At 64.7% G+C, this 22,167-nt stretch carries 14 protein-coding genes; 6 read left to right on the forward strand and 8 right to left on the reverse strand.

Features of this window, described 5'->3' with window-relative positions:
- The first annotated feature begins 198 nt into the window (after positions 1-198).
- On the forward strand, positions 199-1,764 hold the full coding sequence (locus tag K369_RS17670; protein WP_036292882.1) for a ClC family H(+)/Cl(-) exchange transporter: 1,566 nt from the start codon (positions 199-201) through the stop codon (positions 1,762-1,764).
- Here the strand turns inward: K369_RS17670 and K369_RS17675 are convergent.
- The 5 genes from K369_RS17675 to K369_RS17695 form a co-directional block, all read right to left on the reverse strand.
- Positions 1,761-2,381: a TetR/AcrR family transcriptional regulator gene (locus K369_RS17675; RefSeq protein WP_036292884.1), complete on the reverse strand. Its 621-nt coding sequence runs from the start codon at positions 2,379-2,381 to the stop codon at positions 1,761-1,763. The two genes, K369_RS17670 and K369_RS17675, sit on opposite strands and share 4 nt — an antisense overlap.
- Positions 2,382-2,609: 228 nt before the next feature.
- Complete coding sequence (locus tag K369_RS17680) at positions 2,610-4,133, reverse strand: SpoVR family protein (protein ID WP_036292887.1); 1,524 nt, start codon at positions 4,131-4,133, stop codon at positions 2,610-2,612.
- On the reverse strand, positions 4,133-5,440 hold the full coding sequence (locus tag K369_RS17685; protein ID WP_036292890.1) for a YeaH/YhbH family protein: 1,308 nt from the start codon (positions 5,438-5,440) through the stop codon (positions 4,133-4,135). The genes K369_RS17680 and K369_RS17685 overlap by 1 nt, the downstream gene beginning before the upstream one ends.
- A gap of 37 nt (positions 5,441-5,477) precedes the next feature.
- Positions 5,478-7,421, reverse strand: a complete 1,944-nt coding sequence (locus tag K369_RS17690) for a PrkA family serine protein kinase (RefSeq protein ID WP_036292893.1) — start codon at positions 7,419-7,421, stop codon at positions 5,478-5,480.
- A 381-nt stretch (positions 7,422-7,802) separates the two neighbouring features.
- Positions 7,803-8,243 carry a transcriptional repressor gene (locus tag K369_RS17695; protein ID WP_036292896.1) on the reverse strand — a complete coding sequence of 147 codons (441 nt, stop codon included), beginning with the start codon at positions 8,241-8,243 and terminating at the stop codon, positions 7,803-7,805.
- 128 nt (positions 8,244-8,371) lie between these two features.
- Between K369_RS17695 and K369_RS17700 the strand changes: the two genes are divergently transcribed.
- From K369_RS17700 to typA, 4 genes are all read left to right on the forward strand, one after another.
- Entirely contained in the window at positions 8,372-9,619 is a 1,248-nt protein-coding gene (locus K369_RS17700; protein WP_036292899.1) for an argininosuccinate synthase, read from the forward strand.
- 151 nt (positions 9,620-9,770) lie between these two features.
- Positions 9,771-11,114, forward strand: a complete 1,344-nt coding sequence (locus K369_RS17705) for a TAXI family TRAP transporter solute-binding subunit (RefSeq protein ID WP_245278229.1) — start codon at positions 9,771-9,773, stop codon at positions 11,112-11,114.
- Between the two features lie 296 nt (positions 11,115-11,410).
- Positions 11,411-12,592, forward strand: coding sequence for a hypothetical protein (locus K369_RS17710; RefSeq protein WP_036292904.1), 1,182 nt, complete (start codon positions 11,411-11,413; stop codon positions 12,590-12,592).
- Between the two features lie 278 nt (positions 12,593-12,870).
- Positions 12,871-14,691 (forward strand): translational GTPase TypA, encoded by a 1,821-nt coding sequence (typA, locus tag K369_RS17715; protein ID WP_024881364.1) that lies wholly within the window; start codon positions 12,871-12,873, stop codon positions 14,689-14,691.
- A gap of 185 nt (positions 14,692-14,876) precedes the next feature.
- Here typA and otsA read toward each other — a convergent pair whose 3' ends face one another.
- The 3 genes from otsA to otsB are packed head-to-tail and all read right to left on the reverse strand — an operon-like array spanning position 14,877 to position 18,822.
- Positions 14,877-16,265, reverse strand: coding sequence for an alpha,alpha-trehalose-phosphate synthase (UDP-forming) (gene otsA, locus K369_RS17720; protein ID WP_036292906.1), 1,389 nt, complete (start codon positions 16,263-16,265; stop codon positions 14,877-14,879).
- Positions 16,262-18,076 carry a glycoside hydrolase family 15 protein gene (locus K369_RS17725; RefSeq protein ID WP_036292908.1) on the reverse strand — a complete coding sequence of 605 codons (1,815 nt, stop codon included), beginning with the start codon at positions 18,074-18,076 and terminating at the stop codon, positions 16,262-16,264. Before K369_RS17725 ends, otsA begins: the two co-directional genes overlap by 4 nt.
- Positions 18,073-18,822, reverse strand: a complete 750-nt coding sequence (gene otsB, locus K369_RS17730; protein ID WP_036292910.1) for a trehalose-phosphatase — start codon at positions 18,820-18,822, stop codon at positions 18,073-18,075. The genes K369_RS17725 and otsB overlap by 4 nt, the downstream gene beginning before the upstream one ends.
- A gap of 246 nt (positions 18,823-19,068) precedes the next feature.
- On the opposite strand from otsB, the gene putA reads away from it, so the two are divergent.
- Complete coding sequence (putA, locus tag K369_RS17735; protein WP_036292912.1) at positions 19,069-22,134, forward strand: bifunctional proline dehydrogenase/L-glutamate gamma-semialdehyde dehydrogenase PutA; 3,066 nt, start codon at positions 19,069-19,071, stop codon at positions 22,132-22,134.
- Positions 22,135-22,167: the final 33 nt, after the last annotated feature.

Here is a 22,167-nt window from a genome sequence, read left to right on the forward strand (position 1 = left end):
TCCAGTTCCTTCGCTCATCGCGGGCGCGCGCGGTGGATCCGCGCGCCGACGACGCAATGTGAATGTAACATACATTAACATTGTTGTTTCGCAAGGGGTCCGCCAAAGATTCCGCCTCCGCCGGCGCATCCCAGCCGATTTCGTCTCTCGCGCCGCGCCGCGCTATCCTGCACGCGACCTCTCTCGCGAATCGTTTCCATGACCGATTTCTCCGACGTGGACGCAAGCGCGCTCCTAGCACTGGCGACGCTCATCGGCGCCGGGGCGCTGCCTTTTCTGTTCCACCTCGCCTTCGGCCGCCGCAGGCGCAAGGGCCGCGCGCGCGCCGCCTCGGTCGCGCTGGCGCTCGGCCGCTCGCGCCGTCTGGCGCTGGTCGGCGTCGCTGGAGCGGAACGCCTGCTGCTGCTCGGCGAGACCAGCGATGTCGTGATCGAATCCCATGTCGCCGACGCCGCCCCGGCCGAGGAGGCGCCCGAGCCGCCATCAGAACTGCGCGGCCTGTTTCCGCTCGGCGCCGTCTCGCTGCTCGCAGGGGTCGCGGTCGGAATGCTCTGCGGCGTGTTCCGCCTCATCCTCGACGCCGCCGGGCGGATGCGCATGGCCATTCCCGAACGGTTCGCGGAGCGTCCGCTGCTCGGCCTCGCGATCATGGTCGCCGGCGCGGCGCTCGCCACTGGGCTCGCGGCCTATCTCGTGCGCCGTTTCGTCCCGGCGGCGGTGGGAAGCGGCATTCCGCATGTCGAATCGGTGATCGACGGCAGCGAGCCGCCCTCCCCGCCGCTGCTGCTGCCGGTGAAATTCATCGGCGGCGTGCTGGCGATGGGCGCCGGCCTCGCGCTCGGCCGCGAAGGGCCATCGGTGCAGATGGGCGCGACGCTCGCGCATCAGTTCGGCCGCTATCTGCGCTATGATTGGCGCGATCAGCAATCGCTGCTCGCCGCGGGCGCCGGAGCCGGGCTCGCCGCCGCCTTCAACGCGCCGCTCGCCGGCGCGGCCTTCGTGCTCGAGGAATTGCTGCGCCGCTTCGATATGCGCCATGCGACCATAGCGCTCGGCGCTTCGGTCGGCGCCATATCGGTCGTCCGGCTGCTGCTCGGGCCGGAGCCGGAATTGCGCGTCGCGACGCATTATCCCGTCGGGCCGCTCGATGTTCCGCTCGGCCTCGCGCTCGGCGCCGCCATGGGGCTCGCCAGCCTCGCCTATAATCGCGCCATTCTCCGCGCGCTGGACTTCGCCGATCGCTCGCCCTTGCCGGCGGAGGCGAAGGCCGCTCTGGTCGGCGCCGGCGTCGGCGCCATCGGCTTTCTCGCGCCCGATCTCGGCGGCGGCGGCGATAATCTCACGCAAAAGACGCTCGACGGCGCCTATGCGCTCGACGCCCTGCCGCTGGTCTTCGCGCTGCGATTCGCGCTCGGCGTCGTCTCCTATGCGGCGGGGACGCCGGGCGGATTGTTCGCGCCGCTGCTGGCGCTCGGGGCCGAGATCGGGCTCTTCTTCGGCCTCATGATTCCGGGCGAGGACGCGCTGACCATGGGAATGAAATTCGCGCTCATCGGCATGGCCTCGTTTTTCGCCGCCGTGGTGCGCGCGCCGCTCACCGGCATGATCCTCATCACTGAGATGACCGATAATTCCGAGCTGCTGCTGCCCATGCTGGCGGCCTGCTTCGCGGCCATGGCCATCGCCGCCGTCTGCCGCAACGAGCCGATCTATGACGCGCTGAAGGAGCGCTCCGCCCGTCTCGCGCGGCGGGCGGAGACTTAAACGGAGGAGGTCTCCGCGCGGCGGGCGGCGGACTCCATGAGATTGCGCGCGGCGGCGTCGAGCACGGGGATGGGATCGAGCCCCTTGGCGGCGTCGAGATGGCCGGAGATGGTCAGCATGGCGACGCCATGGGCGAGCGCCCAGAGCTGCAACGCCAGCTTGCGCGCGCCCTGCGCCGCAACGCCCCGCTGCTGCAAAAAAGCCACCACGGAGCGCCACAGAATATCCAGCGCATGATCGGCGGCGTCGGCGGAGGGCTCGCTCGCCAGCGTCGCCGCCGAGCCGAACATTGCGGCGTAGAGGCCGGGCTCCTCACGCGCGAAGGCGAGATAGGCGGCGCACATGCGCCACATGGCCGCCGCCGCCTCCGGCCGTCCTTCGTCCCAGGCTTTTTCCAACGCCGAGCCGAAGGAGAGAAAGCCGCGCCGGGCGACCTCGTTCAGCAAATCCTCGCGGCTGGCGAAATGACGGTAGGGCGCGGCCGCCGTGACGCCGACGCGCTTGGCCGCCTCGCCGAGGCTGAGATTGGCCGGCCCGCCTTCCGCCAGCAGCTCGAGCGCAGCCTCGACCAGCGCCTCCTTGAGGGCGCCATGGTGATATTTGCGCTTGATGGTCATTCGTGCGGCATGCGTGAGGCGAAGCGTTCGCGCAGCCGTCGCACAGATGGACGCCGAAGGGAAGTGGGCCGTCGTTCCTCGAACCGATCAGCCGCGCGTGCTTCGAGACGCGGCCTTCGGCCGCTCCTCAGCATGAGGGACGCTTGTGTGACCCAGAGCACCCCCTCATGCTGAGGAGCCCGCATAGCGGGCGTCTTAAAAGCACGAGGGGCTCCAGAAGGCGGAAGCTCACCCCGCCTCCGGCCGCACCATATGCTCCTTCAGCACCTGCTCCGTGCCGGCGTCGATCTCCTGCAGCAGCACCTCATAGCCCCACAGATTGGCGAGATGGCCGAGCACCATTGCGGCGTTGGTCAGCTCCAGCATCTTGCCGTCGCGCACGCGATGATGCAGCACGAGCTTGCGATTGCCGGCGAGATCGACATCGACGATCTGAATGTCCGGCGCATAGCCGCCGACGTCATATTGCGCCGCGAGGCTGCGGCGCAGATCGCGATAGCCGCGCTCATTGTGGATCGACGACACTTCGAGATGCGGCTGCTCACGATCGTCGACGACATGGAACAGCCGCCAATTGCGAATGAGCCGCGGGCTCAGGAATTGCGCGATGAAGCTGTCGTCGCGGTAATTCGCCCAGACGTGGCGCAGCACCTCCATCGCATCGCCGGTTCCGGCGATCTCGGGGAACCAATAGCGGTCCTCCTCGGTCGGCTCGCGCACGATGCGCTCTATGTCGCGCATCATGTCGAAGCCGAGCGCATAAGGATTGACGCCATTATAGGACGGGCTGTCGTAGAAGGGCTGCCGCGTGGCGTTGGTGTGCGAGGTGAGGAACTCGAGGAAGCTGCCGTCGTCGATCCGCCCGGTCTCGTGCAGACGACCGAGCAGCCGATAATGGCAATAGGTGGCGCAGCCCTCGTTCATCACCTTGGTCTGCTGCTGCGGATAGAAATATTGCGCGATGAGCCGCACGATGCGCAGCACCTCTCGCTGCCAGGGTCTCAGACGCGGCGCGGCCTTCTCCAAAAAGTAGAGGATGTTCTCTTGCGGCAGGCCGAGCAGGGCGCGGCGCTTGTCGCTGGCCAATTGCTTCGCGCCATGCGCGCGGCCGGGGACGGTGCGCCACAGATCGTCATAGACGCGCTCGCGCTCCTCCTTGCGATCCTGCTCGCGCTTCTCCTCCATATGGAGATTGAGCGGACGCTTGCGCGGATAGCGGTCTATGCCTTGCGGCATCAGCGCATGGGCGGCGTCGAGCAGGCGCTCCACCTCCGCATGGCCGTAGCGCTCCTCGCAATTGGCGATATAGGCCTTGGCGAAGGAGAGATAATCCAGAATCCCTTCTGGATCGGTCCATTGCCGGAACTGGTAATTATGCTTGAAGAAATGATTGTGGCCGAAGGCGGCGTGCGCGATCACCAGCGTCTGCATAGTGGCGGAATTCTCCTCCATTATGTAGCTGATGCAAGGATCGGCGTTGATGACGATCTCATAGGCGAGGCCCTGCAGCCCCATTCGATAAATGCCCTCGTGCTGGGCGAAGCGCTTGCCGAACGACCAATGCTTGTAGAAGAGCGGCATGCCGGTCGAGGCGTAGGCGTCGAGCATCTGCTCGGCGGTGATGATCTCGATCTGATTGGCGAATGTGTCGAGCCCGAGCTCCTTGTGCGCAATGTCCGCGACCGCGTCGTGGATGCGCTGGATCGTGCCGAAATCCCAATCCTTGCCTTCATAGAGCAGCTCGCCGCGCATCAGCCGACCTCCGCCGTCTTGGCCGCGCGCCGTTGGAACAATTGCCGGAACACGGAATAGATATGCTCGCGCCGGGAGACGCGACGCATCTGGAATTTCTCGCTTTCCTTTTGCAGCGCGGCGTAGGTGAGCCATAGCGAGCTCTGCCCGTGATGCGGCACATAGCCATGCGTCTCGGCATTCGGCCCGCTCACTTCCACATAAGCGAAATATTGGCACAGCGGCAGAATTTGGTTCTGTAGCAGCTCGCGCGTCTGCGGATTGTCGCTGGAGAGATTGTCGCCGTCCGAGGCCTGCGCGGCGTAGATGTTCCACACGCCCGGATCATAGCGCTCGCGAATGACCTTCAGCATCTCCTGCAGAGCGGAGGAGACCATTGTGCCGCCGGTCTCGGCGGAGCGAAAGAATGTGTCCTCGTCCACCTCGCCGGCGCGATCCGTATGGCGGATGAAGACGATCTCGACGCGCTTGTAGCGCCGCGTCAAGAACACATGCAGCAGCATGAAGAAGCGCTTGGCGAGATCCTTCATATGCTCGGTCATGGAGCCGGAGACGTCCATGAGGCAGAACATCACCGCCTGCGTCACAGGCTTGGGAAAACGCTCGAAGCGGCGATAGCGCAGATCGATCGGATCGAGATAGGAGATGCGCGACCTCTTGTTGCGCAGCGCCTCGAGCTCGGCGGCGAGGCGCTCGGATTCGGCGTCGTCGCGGCTCTGCGCCTCCGCGAGGCGGCGTTCGAGATCGTCGACCGTCGATTGCTTGGGCCGCTTCAGCGCGATGCGCCGCGAGAGCGACGTTTGCAGCGTGCGATGCAGCGCGAGATTGGCCGGCGTGCCGGTGGTGGTGTAGCCGGCGCGGCGCAGACCTTCCTTCTCCGTCTGCGCGACGCGCCTTTTGGCGAGATCGGGCAGCTCGAGATCGTCCAGGAATATGCTCAGAAATTCGTCACGCGAAAGGATGAAGCGGAAGGCGTCCTCCTGCCCATCGCCGCGGCCGACCTGGCCGCCGCCGCCTTCGCCCTCGCCTTCGCCGCGCGGGCGCTCGATGAGATCGCCCTCGACATAATCCTTATTGCCGGGCAGCACGAGATCGCGCCGCGAGCCCTGCGTGTGGCGGAATGTGGGCTCGCGCGTGCCCTCGGAGGGAATGGAAATCTCTCCGGGGCTCTCGAGATCGCCGATCGCGCGGTCCTTGCTCGCCTCGCGAACCGCCTTCTCCACCATATCCTTGGCGCGGCGCAAAAAGCGCTGGCGGTTCGCGAAGCTCTTGCTTCCGGGGTTCAACCGACGATCGACGATGTGCATCGTTCCATCACCCGTTCTTCGCCGGCTCGCCTTACGATCAGCCGGCCTGTTTTACGCGCATGTACCACTCGACCAGACGGCGCACCTGGCGCTCTGTATAGCCGCGGGCCATCATGCGGCTTACGAATTCTGCATGTTTTTTTTCTGTCTGCGTGTCTTTTTTCGATCCGAATGAAATGATCGGCAGCAGTTCCTCCACCTGGGAGAACATGCGCCGCTCGATGACGTCGCGGATTTTCTCATAGCTCGCCCAGGAGGGATTGCGCCCCTCATTGGCCGCGCGCCAGCGCAGCGCGAACTTCACCACCTCATTGCGGAAGTCCTTGGGATTGGCGATGCCCGCGGGCTTCTCGATCTTGGTCAGCTCCTGGTTCAAAAGGTCGCGGTCCAGCAGCTGTCCCGTGTCCGGGTCCTTGAAATCCTGATCCTCGATCCAGGCGTCGGCATAGTCGATATAACGGTCGAAGAGATTCTGTCCGTAATCCTGATAGGACTCTAAATAGGCTTTCTGAATCTCATGGCCGATGAATTCTGCGTAGCGCGGCGCGAGCTCGGCCTTGATGAACTCGAGATAGCGCTTCTCGATCTCCGGCGGCATCTGCTCGCGGCGCAGCGACTGCTCCAGCACATACATGAGATGCACCGGGTCGGCCGCGACCTCGACCGTGTCGTGGTTGAAGGTCGCCGCCAGCACCTTGAAGGCGAAGCGCGTCGAGCAGCCGTCCATGCCCTCGTCGACGCCGGCGGCGTCCTTATACTCGAGCATGCTGCGCGCGCGCGGGTCCACCTCGCGCAGGCTCTCGCCGTCATAGACGCGCATCTTGGAGAAGAGATTGGAGTTCTCGTGCGGCTTCAGGCGCGAGAGCACGATGAAGCGGGCGAGCATCTCCAGCGTGCTCGGGGCGCAGCTCGCCTCGGCCAGCTCGGAGCCGCGCAGCAGCTTCTCGTAAATATGCTGCTCTTCCGTCACCCGCAGGCAATAAGGCACTTTGATCACATAGATGCGATCGATGAAGGCCTCATTGTTGCGGTTGTTCTTGAAGCTCTGCCATTCCGCCTCGTTGGAATGGGCCATGACGATGCCGGAGAAGGGAATTGCGCCGATATTCTCGGTGCCGATGTAATTTCCCTCCTGCGTCGCCGTCAGCAGAGGATGCAGCATCTTGATCGGCGCCTTGAACATCTCGACGAATTCGAGAAGGCCCTGATTGGCGCGGTTGAGGCCGCCGGAATAGCTGTAGGCGTCCGGGTCCGCCTGCGCGAGATTCTCGAGCTTGCGAATATCCACCTTGCCGACGAGCGAGGAAATATCCTGATTATTCTCGTCGCCCGGCTCGGTCTTGGCTATGCCGATCTGGCGCAGACGCGAAGGCGTGATCTTCACCACGCTGAATTTGGTGATGTCGCCGCCGAACTCGTCGAGACGCTTGAGGCACCAGGGGCTCATCAGCCCGTTGAGGCGCCGGCGCGGAATGCCGTAGCGCTGCTCGAGCATGTCGCCCGCCGTCGCCGGATCGAAGAGGCCGAGCGGGCTCTCGAAGACGGGCGACAGCTCGTCGCCGGCCTTGAGCACATAGATGGGATCGATCTCCATCAACGCCTTCAGGCGCTCGGCGAGCGAGGATTTGCCGCCGCCGACCGGGCCGAGCAGATAGAGGATCTGCTTGCGCTCCTCGAGCCCCTGCGCGGCATGGCGGAAGAAGCTGACGATCCGCTCGATCGTCTCCTCCATGCCGAAGAATTCGGCGAAGGCCGGATAGACGCGGATGGTGCGGTTCATGAAGATGCGGCCGAGCCTCGGGTCGCGCGATGTGTCGATCAGCTCCGGCTCGCCGATCGCGTCGAGAATGCGCTCCGCTGCGCTCGCATAGGTCTTCGGATTCTCGCGGCATAGATCGAGGTATTCGGAGAGCGTCATCTCGACGGCTCTTCTGCCTCTGTAGGACCTCGCAAAATCCGCAAAAACGTCGGAGTTCGTCATGGGGCACCTGTCGCTGGAGCGCTATGGCTCACGATTCCCGAGACGGCTCGAAATCCATCGGCCGCCCTCTCGTCTTCGCCGTCGACCGCCCCACCCCTGTCGATGGCCAAAAGACCGAGCTCAGGGCATTCGAGGCAAGGTTTGTGCCGGTCGCGGCGGGAAGCTCGTCTCCTGTCATATGAGCATCATTGTCTGCTCAGGGTAGACGTAACGGTTGCGATTCCCTCTTCGCCGAGGGCGTCGACATCACTCTGGCGCCGATCCCCGCTCCACACGGGCCGTCGATATCAACTGGGGCGCGATCGCTGATATTGGCGAAGTTCGGCGGCCGCGTCGACACCAATCCTTTTCCCGATGGTAAAGTTCTCGAGAAGGAGCGGCTCAGCCCGCTTTTCCCTCCGCCGCGGCGCAGCGTCCGCACAGGCCCGCGATCTCGACGACGCGCGTGCGCGGCTGAAAGCCGGCCGCCGCGGTGAGGCCGGCGAGGCCGCGCGTCAGCTCCGGGCTCGTCGCCTCGCTCACCTCGCCGCATTCGTCGCAAATGAGGAAGATCACCGGCTCGCCGGCCTCATGCGCATGGCCGCAGACGACGAAAGCGTTGCGGGAGGCCAGCCGATGCGCGAGGCCCTGGTCCAGCAGATAGCCGAGCGCCCGATAGACCGAGATGGGCGCCGGGCGCTTGCCGCTCTCGTCGGCGAGAAGATCGATCATCTCATAGGCGCCGACCGGCCGGTTCGCCTTGGTGAGAATGTTCAGCGCGGCGCGGCGCGCCGGCGTGAGGCCCCGCGCCGTCGTCCCCGGCGCCGCTCGCTTGATGGTCATGGCGCATTGTAGCGCGCCGCGGCCGTCCTGACGAGAGCGCCCGCGCCGGCTTGCGCGCGCGCGGCGCGCCTCTATAGTCGCGGCGCGATGCGCGCCCGCGCGAGGCGGCGCCGAAAGAAGAATCTCGAATGACCCGCTCCAAGAAAGACATCAAACGCGTCGTTCTCGCCTATTCCGGCGGCCTCGACACCTCGATCATCCTCAAATGGCTGCAGACGACCTATGGCTGCGAGGTGGTGACCTTCACCGCCGATCTCGGCCAGGGCGAGGAATTGGAGCCCGCCCGCGCCAAGGCCGAGCTGCTGGGCGTCAAGCCCGAGCATATTTTCATCGAGGATCTGCGCGAGGAGTTCGTCCGCGACTTCGTCTTCCCCATGTTCCGCGCCAACGCCCAATATGAGGGGCTCTATCTGCTCGGAACCTCGATTGCCCGCCCGCTCATCGCCAAGAAGCAGATCGAGATCGCCCGCAGGCTCGGCGCCGACGCCGTCTGCCACGGCGCCACCGGCAAGGGCAATGATCAGGTCCGCTTCGAGCTCGGCTATTACGCGCTGGAGCCGGACATTACGGTCATCGCCCCCTGGCGCGAATGGGACCTGACCTCCCGCACCGCGCTCATCGATTTCGCCGAGAAGAACCAGATTCCGATCGCCAAGGACAAGCGCGGCGACGCGCCCTTCTCTGTGGACGCCAATCTTCTGCACACCTCTTCGGAGGGCAAGGTGCTCGAGGATCCGGCGGAGGAAGTGCCGGATTATGTCTATTCCCGCACCATCGATCCTGAAAAGGCGCCGGACGTCCCGCAATATGTCACCGTCGATTTCGAGAAGGGCGACGCCGTCGCCGTCGATGGCGTGGCGCTCTCGCCGGCTGCGCTGCTGACCAAGCTCAACGAGCTCGGCCGCGCCCATGGCATAGGGCGTCTCGATCTCGTCGAGAACCGCTTCGTCGGCATCAAGTCGCGCGGCATGTACGAGACTCCCGGCGGCGCCATTCTGCTCATCGCCCATCGCGGCATAGAGAGCGTGACGCTGGACCGCGGCGCGGCGCATCTCAAAGACGAGATCATGCCGAAATACGCCGAGCTGATCTACAACGGCTTCTGGTTCGCGCCGGAGCGCGAGATGCTGCAGGCCTTGATCGACAAGAGCCAGGAGCTCGTCACCGGCCGCGTGCGGCTGAAGCTCTACAAGGGCTCCGTCCATGTCGTCGGCCGCGAGAGCCCCTATTCGCTCTACGACAAGGAGCTCGTCACCTTCGAGGAGGGCGCGGTGGCCTATGACCATCGCGACGCCGAGGGCTTCATCAAGCTCAACGCCCTGCGCCTGCGCACGCTGGCCAAGCGCGGCGCCCGCGGCGCGAAAGCGAAGCCCTGAGGCCGAGCTGAGAAAGAAGCGTTTCCGGTCGGACACGGGCCGGAAACGCTCTGGACCAGAAACGCTCCCGCCTCCACGACTTCGCCTTCGATAAATCGAGAAACGGTCGCACTATATGAGGAAGTTCGGCTTCACACCCGAGGCTGATCCCATGCTGCGAACCATTCTCGTAGCGCTGATCGTCTGCCTCGCCCTCGTCGGCGGGGTGGCGACTGCGCTCCATCTCTACAACCGGCCGTCGGAACTGCGCGTCGCCGTGGTTCAAGGGACGCAGGATTTCCGCCTGCTCACCGCGGCGGCGCAGACTTTCTCCCATCAGCACGAGCCGGTGCGGCTGAAGATCACGCCGGTCGCCGACGCCGCCGCCGCCGCCGCCGCGCTGGAGCAAGGCTCGGCCGAGCTGGTCGTGGCGCGCAGCGACGCGCTGCCGCCCTCGGCGCAGGCCATCGTCGTCCTGCATCGCAACGCCGCCGTGCTGGTCGCGCCTGGCGGCTCCAAGATCAAGCGCGTCGCCGATCTGCGCGGCAAGACGATCGGCGTCGTCCAGGAGATCGCCGGCGGGCGCGGCAATGTCCGGCTGCTCGAGACAATCCTGGCTCAATATGACATTTCCGAGCAGGGACTTGCGACAGTCACGCTACAGCCAGCCGAGGTCGAGGCGGCGCTCCGCGTACACAAGATCGACGCCGTCTTTTTGGTCGCCATTCCGCAGATCGGCCCGGCCAGCGACGTCATCCGCAAGATCGCCGCGAGCGGAGCCAAGGGCAAGCCGCCGGTCTTCCTGCCGGTGGCGGAGGCAAAGGCGATCGCCAAGCGCTATCCGACGCTCGAGCCGACCGAGATCGTCCATGGCGCCTTCGGCGGCGATCCGCCCCGCCCGGACCAGGCGCTGGAGACCACCAGCGTCGCCGTGCTGCTGGTGGCGCGGCCGTCGCTCCAGGGGAATGTCGCCGGCGAGACGACGCGCGCTTTTCTCACCAGCCGCTCGGCCATCGCCGCGCTCGCGCCGCTCGCCAATAATATGGAGGCGCCCTCCACCGACAAGGATTCGGTCGTGCCTGCGCATCAGGGCGTGATCGATTTCATCGACGGCGAGGAACGCGGTTTCTTCGACAAATACAGCGACTTCTTCTATCTCGGCGCGATGCTGGCCTCACTGCTCGGCTCGGCCGCGGCGACGCTCGCCAGCCGCATGCGGACGAAGACGCACGAACATTCCGAGCGGCTGATCGAGCGCCTGCTCGAGATTCTGCCTGCCGCCCGCGCGGCGCAGGATTTCGCCGAGCTCGACGATTATGAGCGCGAGCTGGACCAGGCGCTGGTCAGCTCCGTCGCGGATCTGCGCCTGCGCAATATGGACGGAACCTCGCTGCATGTGGTCTCGCTGGCGCTGGACCAGGCGCGGCTGGCGATCCAGGACCGCCGCCGCACGCTCTGCGAGGCGAAGGGCGAGGCCACGGTGACGCCGTTCAAGAACATCCGCATCGCGGAATAGCCGCCCGGCAAAGGACGTTCCGATGACGGATGTGCGCTGGCGCACATTTTCTGCGGGCGAGAACGCGTAAGCCGACCATGGCGCGCGACCGGATGGAGCACGCGATTTCGCGGGACCACGCCAGGTCGCCCCTAATTCAACGGCGCGGGGGCGCGTCGAATCGTGCTGTCGACCAACGACAGCCGAGTTCGGATGGCGGCTCGACGGCCATTAGGCAAATTGCGGCGAGCCAGATGGATGGCCGGTTCGGGTCATGCTCGTCGATATCATTACCTGATCGCTTTACGGAGAATATTATGGCGTCGGATCGCGACCTGCTCGCAATTGCGCTGAAACAGCACGCAATAAATGACCTGACACTTTTGAATAAGGAGCTGGAGCAGCAGTTCGACAAATGGACCAATCGGCGAACCGGCTTTCTCGACCTGCTCGTCGCGGCCCACGACGACGCCGCCAAAGATCAAGCGGATATGCTGAAAGCGCACGAAGAGGAGCAACGTCGCTCGTGGGAACGATCGATGTTCGTGCTGCAATTGATCTCGATCGGCGCTGTCGCATGGCTCGGAGCCGCATTGGAGCTCAAGCTGGGGCCGAAACTATTTTCCGCCTATGGAGCCCCTCCTGTCGGACCGGGCGGTCTGCAGGTGTGGCTTCCCAAAAAGTGGCTTCCCCGAATACCCGATGAGTTCAAAGCGAAATGGTTCGGCGACATGGGGAAGGACTTGGCCGGTCTCTTCGTCGAAAAAGGCAGAGACAGTCTTGCTCCCGGAAAATCCGATCTCCCGCCGGATGAAAAGGGATCGGCCGCCACGATCGCATACTCGCCGAACGCCGCCGCCTTCGGGCAACGCCTTTGGGAAGAGGTGAACAAGCAAAAGCGTGCTGTGACCAGCGCCGTGAATCATTTGGCGGAGGTTATGAACTCGTCGGCCACGATCGGCGATGCATTGGTTATGAAATTATATGGCCTGAATCCCCGGATCGCTCGCCAAAATCGCCAGGCGCAGGAAATCGCCGGATATAAGATGATCGACGATGCGCTGGATAAAGTTAGAAAAAAATGGGCGACTGACTATTACTATTATGGCTATGAGCCGCCATCGCAGATAAATTGGGGACGCGTCCGTCGTCAAATCGAAAGACAGCTGTGGGCTATTTGGATTCTACAGCAGAACTTCCACCTAGAAAAAGCAGCTGGAGTCTACATTATTTGGGGCTCATCCGGGGGCGTCTTGTCGAAGACGGGCGGGTTCGCGTCGGCGATCGAGGACAATGTCATTCTCGAACGCCTCTCTGCGCGCAATGCGGCTGTCATGTCCCTCATTCTCGAGGGCGTGGCGGACATGGATCGAGGCAAATTGCAAGAGCGGCTGGATACGCTCGTCGATTGGGCGAAGCGGCTGAATCCGAAGGAGGTCCAGGGAGCGCTGGAGGGAGTCGAGCGCACCCTCGGTCCGATTGGCGCTATTTGGGAGTAAGACGGAACGGCGCCCATCGCCGCGTGACGAACTTCGCAGAGCCGTCCGCGGGGCGCCGGAGGCAATCCTCGGCGGCTGCAACCGAACCGTCCCCGGGAGACCGCCAGCCTGAGCGTGCCGGGGCTCTGGGGCAAAAGCGCCCAACGAAAGCCCGCAACGCTTCCCATTCGCGTCGCGCTCCTGTATGAGATGCCGCACTGCAAAAAGCCGCGGTCCGCCTCGCGCCCGAAAGGAGCGCCGGGCCGCGCTTCGCCCGCGAACCGATCGGCCCTAATCCCATGAAGCTGCGCAACATCGCCATCATCGCCCACGTCGACCACGGCAAGACGACGCTCGTCGACCAGCTGCTCCGGCAATCGGGCGCCTTCCGTGAAAATCAGCGGGTCGCCGAGCGGGTGATGGACAGCAACGATCTCGAGAAAGAGCGCGGCATCACCATCATGGCCAAGGCGACCTCCATCGCCTGGAAGGACACGCGCATCAATATCGTCGACACCCCCGGCCACGCCGATTTCGGCGGCGAGGTGGAGCGCATCCTCTCCATGGTCGATGGCGCCATCGTGCTGGTGGACGCGGCCGAAGGGCCGATGCCGCAGACCAAATTCGTCGTCGGCAAGGCGCTGAAGATCGGCCTTCGCCCGATCGTCGCCATCAACAAGGTCGACAAGCCGGACGCCCGCATCAGCGAGGTCGTCAATGAGGTGTTCGACCTCTTCGCCGCGCTGGACGCCACCGACGAGCAGCTCGACTTCCCGATCATCTACGGCTCCGCCAAGCAGGGCTGGATGGCCGAGGAGCCGACCGGCCCGCAGGACGGCATGGGGCCGCTGTTCGATCTCGTCATCAAGCATGTGCCGGAGCCCAAGATCGAAGAGGGCGGCTTCCGCATGCTCGGCACGCTGCTCGAGGCCAATCCCTATCTCGGCCGCATCGTCACCGGCCGCGTCTTCGCCGGCAGCGTGAAGCCCAATCAGGCGGTGAAGGTGCTCGACCGCACCGGCAAGGTCGTCGAGCAAGGCCGCGTCTCCAAGATTCTCGCCTTCCGCGGCATCGAGCGCCAGCCGATCGACGAGGCGGAGGCGGGCGACATCGTCGCCATCGCCGGCCTCGAGAAATACAATGTCGCCGACACGCTCTGCGCGCTCGAGGTCAATGAGCCGCTGCAGGCGCAGCCGATCGACCCGCCGACGCTCTCCATGACCTTCCTCGTCAACGACTCGCCGCTCGCCGGCACCGAGGGCGACAAGGTCACGAGCCGCATGATCCGCGCCCGCCTGTTCAAGGAGGCCGAGGGCAATGTCGCGCTGCGCGTCGAAGATTCGCCCGGCGGCGAGAGCTTCATCGTCTCCGGCCGCGGCGAATTGCAGCTCTCCATTCTGATCGAGACCATGCGCCGCGAGGGTTTCGAGATCGGCGTCTCGCGTCCGAAGGTCGTGTTCCAGAAGGACGAGGACGGCGAGATTTTGGAGCCGATCGAGGAGGTCGTGATCGACGTCGACGAGGAGCATTCCGGCGTCGTCGTGCAGAAAATGTCCGAGCGCAAGGCCGAGATGATCGAGATGCGCCCCTCGGGCGGCAATCGCCTGCGTCTCGTGTTCCATGCGCCGACGCGCGGCCTCATCGGCTATCAGGGCGAATTGCTGACCGACACGCGCGGCACGGCGATCATGAACCGCCTGTTCCACTCCTATTCGCACCACAAGGGCGAGATCGTCGGCCGTCGCAATGGCGTGCTGATCTCCAATGAGCAGGGCGAGGCCGTCGCCTACGCCATGTGGAAGCTCGAGGATCGCGGTCCGATGATGATCGAGCCGGGCTGGAAGGTCTATCGCGGCATGATCGTCGGCGAGCATACGCGCGACAACGATCTCGAGATCAACGTGCTCAAGGGCAAGCAGCTCACCAACATCCGCGCCGCCGGCAAGGACGAGGCCGTGCGCCTCACCCCGCCGATCAAGATGACGCTGGAGAAGGCGCTGGCCTATATCGAGGACGACGAGCTGGTCGAGGTGACGCCGAAGTCGATCCGCCTGCGCAAAACCTACCTCGACCCCAATGAGCGCAAGCGCGCGCGCGGCAAATCGGCCGCCGTGGCCTAATCTCGACGCGCGCTTCCTTCTCCCGCCTGCGGGAGAAGGTGGCCCGGCGCAGCCGGGTCGGATGAGGGCTTCGGCGGTTCGCAGACTCTTAAAATGTAAAACGCACAGCGGCGGCCCGGACCCTCATCCGACCCTCGCTGACGCGAGGGCCACCTTCTCCCACGAGTGGGAGAAGGAAGCGCGCTTCACGCCGCCAGCGGCATGCGGCATGCGCTGAGCGCGCGCAAATATCCGTCCATCCAATTGAAGGAATCATGCTTGCGCACGCGCGCCAGCAGCGCCGCGTGACGCTGCTTGCGTTCGGCGAGCGGCATCACGATCGCCCTCTGCATCGCATTGGCGACCTCATCGGCGTCGTAAGGATTGACGATCAGCGCTTCCTGCAGCTCCTCCGCCGCGCCGGCGAAGCGCGACAGCACCAGCACGCCGGGGTTCTCGGCGTCCTGCGCCACGACATATTCCTTGGCGACGAGATTCATGCCGTCGCGCAGAGGCGTCACCAGCCCCACTTGTGAGCCGCGATAGAGCGCCGCCAGAGTGTCGCGATCGACGCGGCGATGCAGATAGCGCACCGGCGTCCAGTCGAAATCGCCGAACTGCCCGTTGATCTCGCCCGACAGCGCCTCCAGCTCGTGGCGAATATCGGCATAGGCCTGCACATCCTCGCGCGTCGGCGGCGCGATCTGCATCAGCGTCACCGCCTTGCAATTCTGCGGATAGATTTCCAGCAGGCGCTTGAAGGAGCGCAAGCGATCCGGCAAGCCTTTGGTGTAGTCCAGCCGATCGACGCCGATGACATTTATGCGCGGCTCGCCGGCGCGATGCAGCCTCTCGATGCGCTTGGCGGCGCTCGGGCTCTCCGCCATGGCGGCGAAAGAATCGACGTCGATGCCGACAGGGAAGACGGAGGCCGTCACCGTCTTGCCGCCGACGCGCACGAGATCTGGCGTCAGCATCTCGCCCTGCATGAAGTCGCACATGAAGCGCAAGAAATTGGCTTGGTCGGTCTTCGTCTGAAAGCCCACGAGATCATATTCGACGAGCGCGCTCATCAGCCATTCGTGCTCCGGCATGGCGCAGAGCACATCCGGCGGCGGAAACGGAATATGCAGGAAAAAGCCGATGCGATTGGAGACGCCGCGCTCGCGCAGCGCCGCTCCGAGCGGAATGAAATGATAATCATGCACCCAGACGAGATCATTGCTTTTCAGCATGGGCGCTAGCTTTTCCGCAAAGCGATCATTGACGCGGCGATAGCCGTCGATCGCCTCTTGCGTGAAGCGCGCGAGATCGAGCCTATAATGATGCACGGGCCATAGCGCGGCGTTGGCGAAGCCGAGATAATAATCGCGATAATCCCGCTCGGTGAGCGGCATTGTGGCAAGCGTCAGCTCGTCGAATTTCACACGCGATACGTCGATCTCCGCATCGTCCGGCACGATCTCGCCATTCCAGCCGAACCATACGCCGCCGCGCTTGCGCAGAGCGTCGAGAATGCACACCGCGAGCCCGCCGGCGGCCTGGCTGCAGCCGGGATCGGCGACGCGATTGGAGACGACGACCAGGCGTTTCATATGGCTTTCTCCCAAGAACGCGACAGCCTCATGGCGCAGTTGATGACGCCGACCATGGAATAGGTCTGCGGATAGTTTCCCCAGGCTTCGCCGGTTTTGACGTCTATGTCTTCGGACATCATGCCGAGCCGATTGCGCTGTGCCAGCAGCGCCTCGAAATAATCGCGCGCCTCCTCGCGCCGGCCCATGCGCGCGAGCGCGTCGATGCGCCAGAAGGAACAGGTGGTGAAGGCCGTCGTCGGCTCGCCGAAATCATCGGCCGCCTCATAGCGCATCATATGCGCGCCGCGGCCGAGCGCAGATTCGATCTGCTCGAGCGTCGAGACCATGCGCGGATCATTGGGATCGATGAAGCCGACCTCCGTCATCAGCAGCACGCCGGCGTCGAGATGCTCACCGTCGAGCGATTCGACGAAGGCTTGGCGCTTCTGCGACCAGGCACGCTCGAGAATCACCTGCTTGATGCGCTCCGCCTCGATGCGCCAATCGCGCGCGCGCTCCGGCTCGCCTATGTAATCGGCGATGCGCGCGAGCCGATCGGCCGCCGCCCAGCACATGAGGCTCGATGTCGTATGGATGCGGGCGCGCGAGCGCAGCTCCCACATGCCGGCGTCGGGCTTGTCATAGCAGGCGAGCGCCTGCCGGCCCATATCCTCGAGCCGCAGGAAATCCATGCGCGTCGGCGGCGACATGAGGCGCCGGTCGAGAAAGGCCTGCGCGACGCCGAGTATCACATTGCCATAAGAATCGTGCTGAAAATGCTGATAGGCTTGATTGCCGACGCGCACCGGCCCCATGCCGCGATAGCCGGGAAGATTGGGAATGATGCGCTCGGTGAGCTCCGATTCCAGACCGAGCCCGTAGACCGGCTGAATATGCGAGCCCGCCGCCGAGGCGACGATATTCATCAGCCAATCGAAATAATTCTCCATCTTGCGCATCGCCGCCATGCGATTGAGCGCGCGCACGACGAAATAAGCGTCGCGCACCCAGCAATAGCGATAATCCCAATTGCGCTGCGTGTCCGGCGCCTCGGGAATGCTCGTCGTCAGCGCGGCGACAATGGCGCCGGTTCCTTCATAGGTGCAGAGCTTCAGCGTGATCGCGGCGCGCAGAACCGCGCTCTGCCATTCGAACGGAATCGCCAGACGATGCACCCAGCGGCGCCAATAGTCGCGCGTGCGCTCCTCGAAATTGCGCGCCGTATGCGCAATCCCCTCATGCAATGTCTCGTCCGGGCCGAGCACGAGATCGATCGGGCTGCTCAGATTGAACAGCGTCTCCTCGCGCACATAATCGAGCGGCGCATTGGTGGTGAGCCGCAACACCGAATGCGGGCCGACATAGCGAATATGATGCGAGCCGAAGGTGAGGCTGGGAAGAGCCGCGCCGTAATCGTAGCGCGGACGCAGCCGAATGCGAATGCGCGGCGTGCCGGACACCGGCGTCAACCGGCGGATCAGCATGTTGGGATGATAGAGGCGATCGCGCCAGAAAAAGCGCGGCGCGAAATCGGTGACGCGCACAGAGCCCTGCTTGCCATGCAGCACCGTCTCCAGCACCGCCGTGTTGCCGCAATAATCCTGCTCGCTGTGCACGCGATCCTCGAGATCGATCGCGAAAAAGCCGCTGTCTTCCATGTCCGGCGGCGAGCCGAGCAGGCTGTGGAACACGGGATCGCCGTCGAAGCGCGGCAGGCAGCACCACACCACGCTGGCGTCGCGATCGATGAGCGCGGCGAAAGAGCAATTGCCGACCACGCCGAGCTCCAGATCGCTGATCTTGCGCTCATGATTCTGCGCATCGCTCATCGCGCGCGCTCCGCTTGCGACACGCGCGCGAGATCGGCGAGCCAGCGATGCAATTCGCGCAAGTCCGCCGCTCTATAGCGCGCCAGTGTGGCGCTTCTCCCCACTTTGATGGAGAGGCCGCCGAGCGCGTTGACGGCGCCGAAGGCGACCTCATCGGTCACATCGTCGCCCGCGAAAATCGGCATGCGGCCGCGAAAGGGCTCCTCCTTCAAAAAGGCCTCGATGACATCTCCCTTGTCGGCTCCTTGCAGTCGAATCTCGAAAACCTTCTTTCCGGGCAGAATCTCGAGATCGGGACGCTCGCGCGTCGCGCGCTCGGCGAGGCCGCGGCATTTCTCCTCGAGCTCCGGCCGAAGGCGATAATGCAACGCGACCGCGCCCGTCTTGCGCTCGACGACGACGCCCTGCTCGCCATCTAGGCCTTGCGTGATCGTACGAACGACAGCGTCGAGATCGCGGCCACCTTCAGCGGCGCCATGCATGCGGCCGGCGGCGTCGCGACGCTGCAATCCATGCACGCCGGCGACGGGCAGACGCAGCGGGCTGAGAAGCGCGTCGATAACGGCGATGTCGCGGCCCGAGACGACAGCGAGAGCGTCGCCCGCCGTGCGCCGCAACGCATCGAGCAGCGCGATCGTGGCCGCCTCCACCCGCACAGCCTCCGGCCGCTCGGCGATCTCCGCGACTGTGCCGTCGAGATCGAGAAACAGCGCGAAGCGACCGATATCGTCGACATTGGGCAACATTATTCGAGCGTCTCCCTCTGGCGCATCTTGCCGCAGCGACTTGTCGTGCTCATGTCGAATGGTAGAAACGGCGACGTTCGCGCCGGCGCGCCCTCTCGCGATCGGCGTGTTCCCGCCTTCGCTTGTGAAACAACTATGGACGACTTCCACCTTTTCAATGACGATGTGCGACCATCGTGACAGTGACGCTCGCGTCTCTTCTCGACGAGCTTCGCCGGTTGCGCGCCATCGTTCGGGACGAATGATATGCCGCCTGTCGAGCCGTTTCACGCGCCTTGGTTTCCCGCCGATGAAGAGATCGCGGCGAAACTCCTGTCGCAGCCGGGCGACGCCGAGCGGAGCGCCCGCGTCGAGCCGCTCGCGCGGCGCCTGCTCGCCGCCATGCGCGCGCCGAAGGGCGTGGGCAATGTGGAGAAGCTGCTGCAGGAATATTCGCTGTCGACGCGCGAAGGGCTCGCGCTCATGGCCCTCGCCGAATCGCTGCTTCGCGTGCCCGACGATTCCACTCTCGATCTTCTCATCGCCGACAAGCTCGCCGCCGGCGCCTTCGATCGCCACGCGCCGGCTTCCGATGCGCTGCTCGTGCAAGCAGCCGCCTTCGCGCTCGGATTATCGACCAAGATTTTCGCCACAGACGAAACTCCGCGCGGACTCGTCGCGCAAGCGGCGCGGCGTCTCGGCATGCCAGCGCTGCGCGGCGCCGCGCGGCAGGCGATGAAGCTGATGGGCGGTCACTTCGTCCTCGGCCAGACGATCGACGAGGCGCTCGCGCGCGCCTCCGCCGATGACCGCTGGCGCTATTCTTTCGACATGCTCGGCGAAGGCGCACGCAGCGCCGCGGACGCCGAACGCTATTTTGCAGCCTATGCGGCGGCGATCGACGCCATAGGCGCCAAGGCCTGCGCACGCGCGCTTCCGCAGCGGCCGGGCGTCTCCGTCAAGCTCTCCGCGCTGCATCCGCGCTTCGAATCCTTGTCGCGCGCGCGCGTGCTGCGCGAGCTGACGCCGCGGCTGCTCGAGCTCGCACGCCTCGCCCGTAGTCACGATCTCGTCTTCACCATCGACGCCGAAGAGGCGGATCGGCTCGAGCTGTCGCTCGACGTCATCGACGCTGTCGTCGCCGATTCCTCGCTCGCCGGCTGGGACGGATTCGGCCTCGCGATTCAGGCCTATCAGAAGCGCGCCGCCGCGGTCATCGACCATATGGAGGCGCTCGCACAAGCGCATGATCGGCGCTTCATGGTCCGCCTCGTCAAAGGCGCCTATTGGGATACGGAGATCAAGCGCGCGCAGGAACGCGGCCTCGCCGACTATCCTGTCTTCACGCGCAAGGCGATGACAGATTTGAATTACATCTCCTGCGCCGATCGTCTGCTCGCCGCGCCGCGCATCTTCCCGCAATTCGCAACACATAACGCCGCCACAGTGGCGACGATCGTCGAGCGTTCGGGCGACCCCACACAATATGAATTCCAGCGCCTTCATGGAATGGGCGAAGAGCTGTTCGGGGCGCTGCTCGAAGAGCAGAGGGACGCGAGCTGCCGCGTCTATGCGCCGGTCGGCCCGCATCGCGATCTGCTTGCCTATCTCGTGCGGCGGCTCATCGAAAATGGCGCCAATTCATCCTTCGTCGCGCGCGCAGCGGACGCTGCGACGCCGGAGAACGAATTGCTCGCCTCCCCCGGCGCGATCATCGGCGCGACGTCGCGCGCGCGTCATTCGCGCTTGCCGCTCCCGGCCGATCTCTATCGGCCCTTGCGCGCAAATTCCAAAGGCGTTGAATTCGGCGATCGTGACGCGCTCGCGGCATTGCTCGCCGAGAGAGACGCGGCGCCCGCCATTCTAACCGCCACGCCATCGTCTGGACCCAGCGCGCTGGCGCCGCGCGAATTGCGTTCCCCGATCGATTCTTCGCTCATCGGCTCCATCGTCGAGGCCGATGTCGAAACCGCCCGCGCCGCAATAGCGATAGCTTCACGCGCCTTTCCCGCATGGGAGGCGACGCCTGTAGAAGCGCGCGCCGCCATTCTCGAGCGCGCCGCCGATCTCGTCGAGGCGCGCCGCGGCTTTCTCATAGCATTGCTGCAACGAGAGGGCGGCAAGACGCTCGACGATGCGCTCGCGGAAATACGGGAGGCGGCCGATCTCACCCGCTATTATGCGGAGCAGGCCCGGCGGCTCTGCGCTGAAGAGAATCTTCCCGGTCCGACGGGCGAAGACAATCGCTTGCGACGGCGTGGGCGTGGCATTTTCGTCTGCATCTCGCCATGGAATTTTCCATTGGCGATTTTTCTCGGCCAAGTCGCCGCTGCGCTCGCGGCCGGCAATTGCGCCATCGCCAAGCCCGCGGAGCAGACGCCGCTCGTCGCGCGCGAGGCCGTCGCGCTTCTGCATGAAGCGGGCGTCCCGCGCGACGCTCTTCATTATATGCCGGGCGCCGGCGCACTCGGCGCTGCGCTCGTGGCGGACGAGCATGTCGCCGGTGTCGTCTTCACCGGCTCGAGCGAAGCCGCGCATTCCATCAACCGAACGCTCGCGGCGTCGAATGGGCCGATCGTTCCGCTCATTGCCGAGACCGGCGGCGTCAACGCGATGATCGTCGATTCGACAGCTCTGCTCGAGCAAGTGGTCGACGACGTGCTCGCGTCGGCGTTTCGTTCCGCGGGGCAGCGATGCTCGGCGCTGCGTCTTCTCTGCCTGCAGGACGATATCGCCGAGGACGCGCTCGCCATGCTGATCGCCGCGACGAAGGAGCTGCGCATCGGCGATCCGCGCGATCCTTCCACACACATCGGCCCCGTCATCGATAGCGCGGCGCAAGCGCGGCTTTACGACTATTTGGCGCAGCGCCGCGCGCAAGGGCGCGTGCTCTACGCCGGCGAGGCGCCGCAGCGCGGCAGCTTCGTCGCGCCGCATATCGTAAAGCTCGATCGCGCCGGCGATCTGCGCGAGGAGATTTTCGGTCCCGTCCTCCATATTGCGACCTGGCGCGCAGAGGATGAAAAGGATTTGTCGACTCTCATCGATGAAATTTCCGCAAATGGATTCGGCCTCACAATGGGTCTGCACACGCGCATAGAGGCGCGCATGCGCATGTTCGCGGAGGCGACGCCTGCCGGCAATCTCTATGTCAATCGCAACATGATCGGAGCCGTCGTCGGCAGCCAGCCTTTCGGCGGATCGCGCATGAGCGGCACCGGGCCGAAAGCCGGCGGCCCCGACTATCTGCGCCGCTTCTTGCGCGAGGAGACGGTGACGATCAACACCGCCTCCTTCGGCGGCGACTCGCGACTGCTGGCGATGAAGGAGTGACGCTAATGAGGCTCCGCCAGCGTTCTCGGTCTT

This window comes from Methylosinus sp. PW1, from assembly GCF_000745215.1.
GTDB lineage: Bacteria > Pseudomonadota > Alphaproteobacteria > Rhizobiales > Beijerinckiaceae > Methylosinus.

Coding starts and splice junctions, on each gene's coding strand:
- putA (WP_036292912.1), top strand. CDS start 19,069: ATGCCGCCTGTCGAGCCGTTTCACGCGCCTTGGTTTCCCGCCGATGAA.
- K369_RS17675 (WP_036292884.1), bottom strand. CDS start 2,381: ATGACCATCAAGCGCAAATATCACCATGGCGCCCTCAAGGAGGCGCTG.
- K369_RS17695 (WP_036292896.1), bottom strand. CDS start 8,243: ATGACCATCAAGCGAGCGGCGCCGGGGACGACGGCGCGGGGCCTCACG.
- K369_RS17710 (WP_036292904.1), top strand. CDS start 11,411: ATGGCGTCGGATCGCGACCTGCTCGCAATTGCGCTGAAACAGCACGCA.
- K369_RS17690 (WP_036292893.1), bottom strand. CDS start 7,421: ATGACGAACTCCGACGTTTTTGCGGATTTTGCGAGGTCCTACAGAGGC.
- K369_RS17670 (WP_036292882.1), top strand. CDS start 199: ATGACCGATTTCTCCGACGTGGACGCAAGCGCGCTCCTAGCACTGGCG.
- K369_RS17700 (WP_036292899.1), top strand. CDS start 8,372: ATGACCCGCTCCAAGAAAGACATCAAACGCGTCGTTCTCGCCTATTCC.
- otsA (WP_036292906.1), bottom strand. CDS start 16,265: ATGAAACGCCTGGTCGTCGTCTCCAATCGCGTCGCCGATCCCGGCTGC.
- typA (WP_024881364.1), top strand. CDS start 12,871: ATGAAGCTGCGCAACATCGCCATCATCGCCCACGTCGACCACGGCAAG.
- otsB (WP_036292910.1), bottom strand. CDS start 18,822: ATGTTGCCCAATGTCGACGATATCGGTCGCTTCGCGCTGTTTCTCGAT.
- K369_RS17725 (WP_036292908.1), bottom strand. CDS start 18,076: ATGAGCGATGCGCAGAATCATGAGCGCAAGATCAGCGATCTGGAGCTC.
- K369_RS17705 (WP_245278229.1), top strand. CDS start 9,771: ATGCTGCGAACCATTCTCGTAGCGCTGATCGTCTGCCTCGCCCTCGTC.
- K369_RS17680 (WP_036292887.1), bottom strand. CDS start 4,133: ATGCGCGGCGAGCTGCTCTATGAAGGCAAGGATTGGGATTTCGGCACG.
- K369_RS17685 (WP_036292890.1), bottom strand. CDS start 5,440: ATGCACATCGTCGATCGTCGGTTGAACCCCGGAAGCAAGAGCTTCGCG.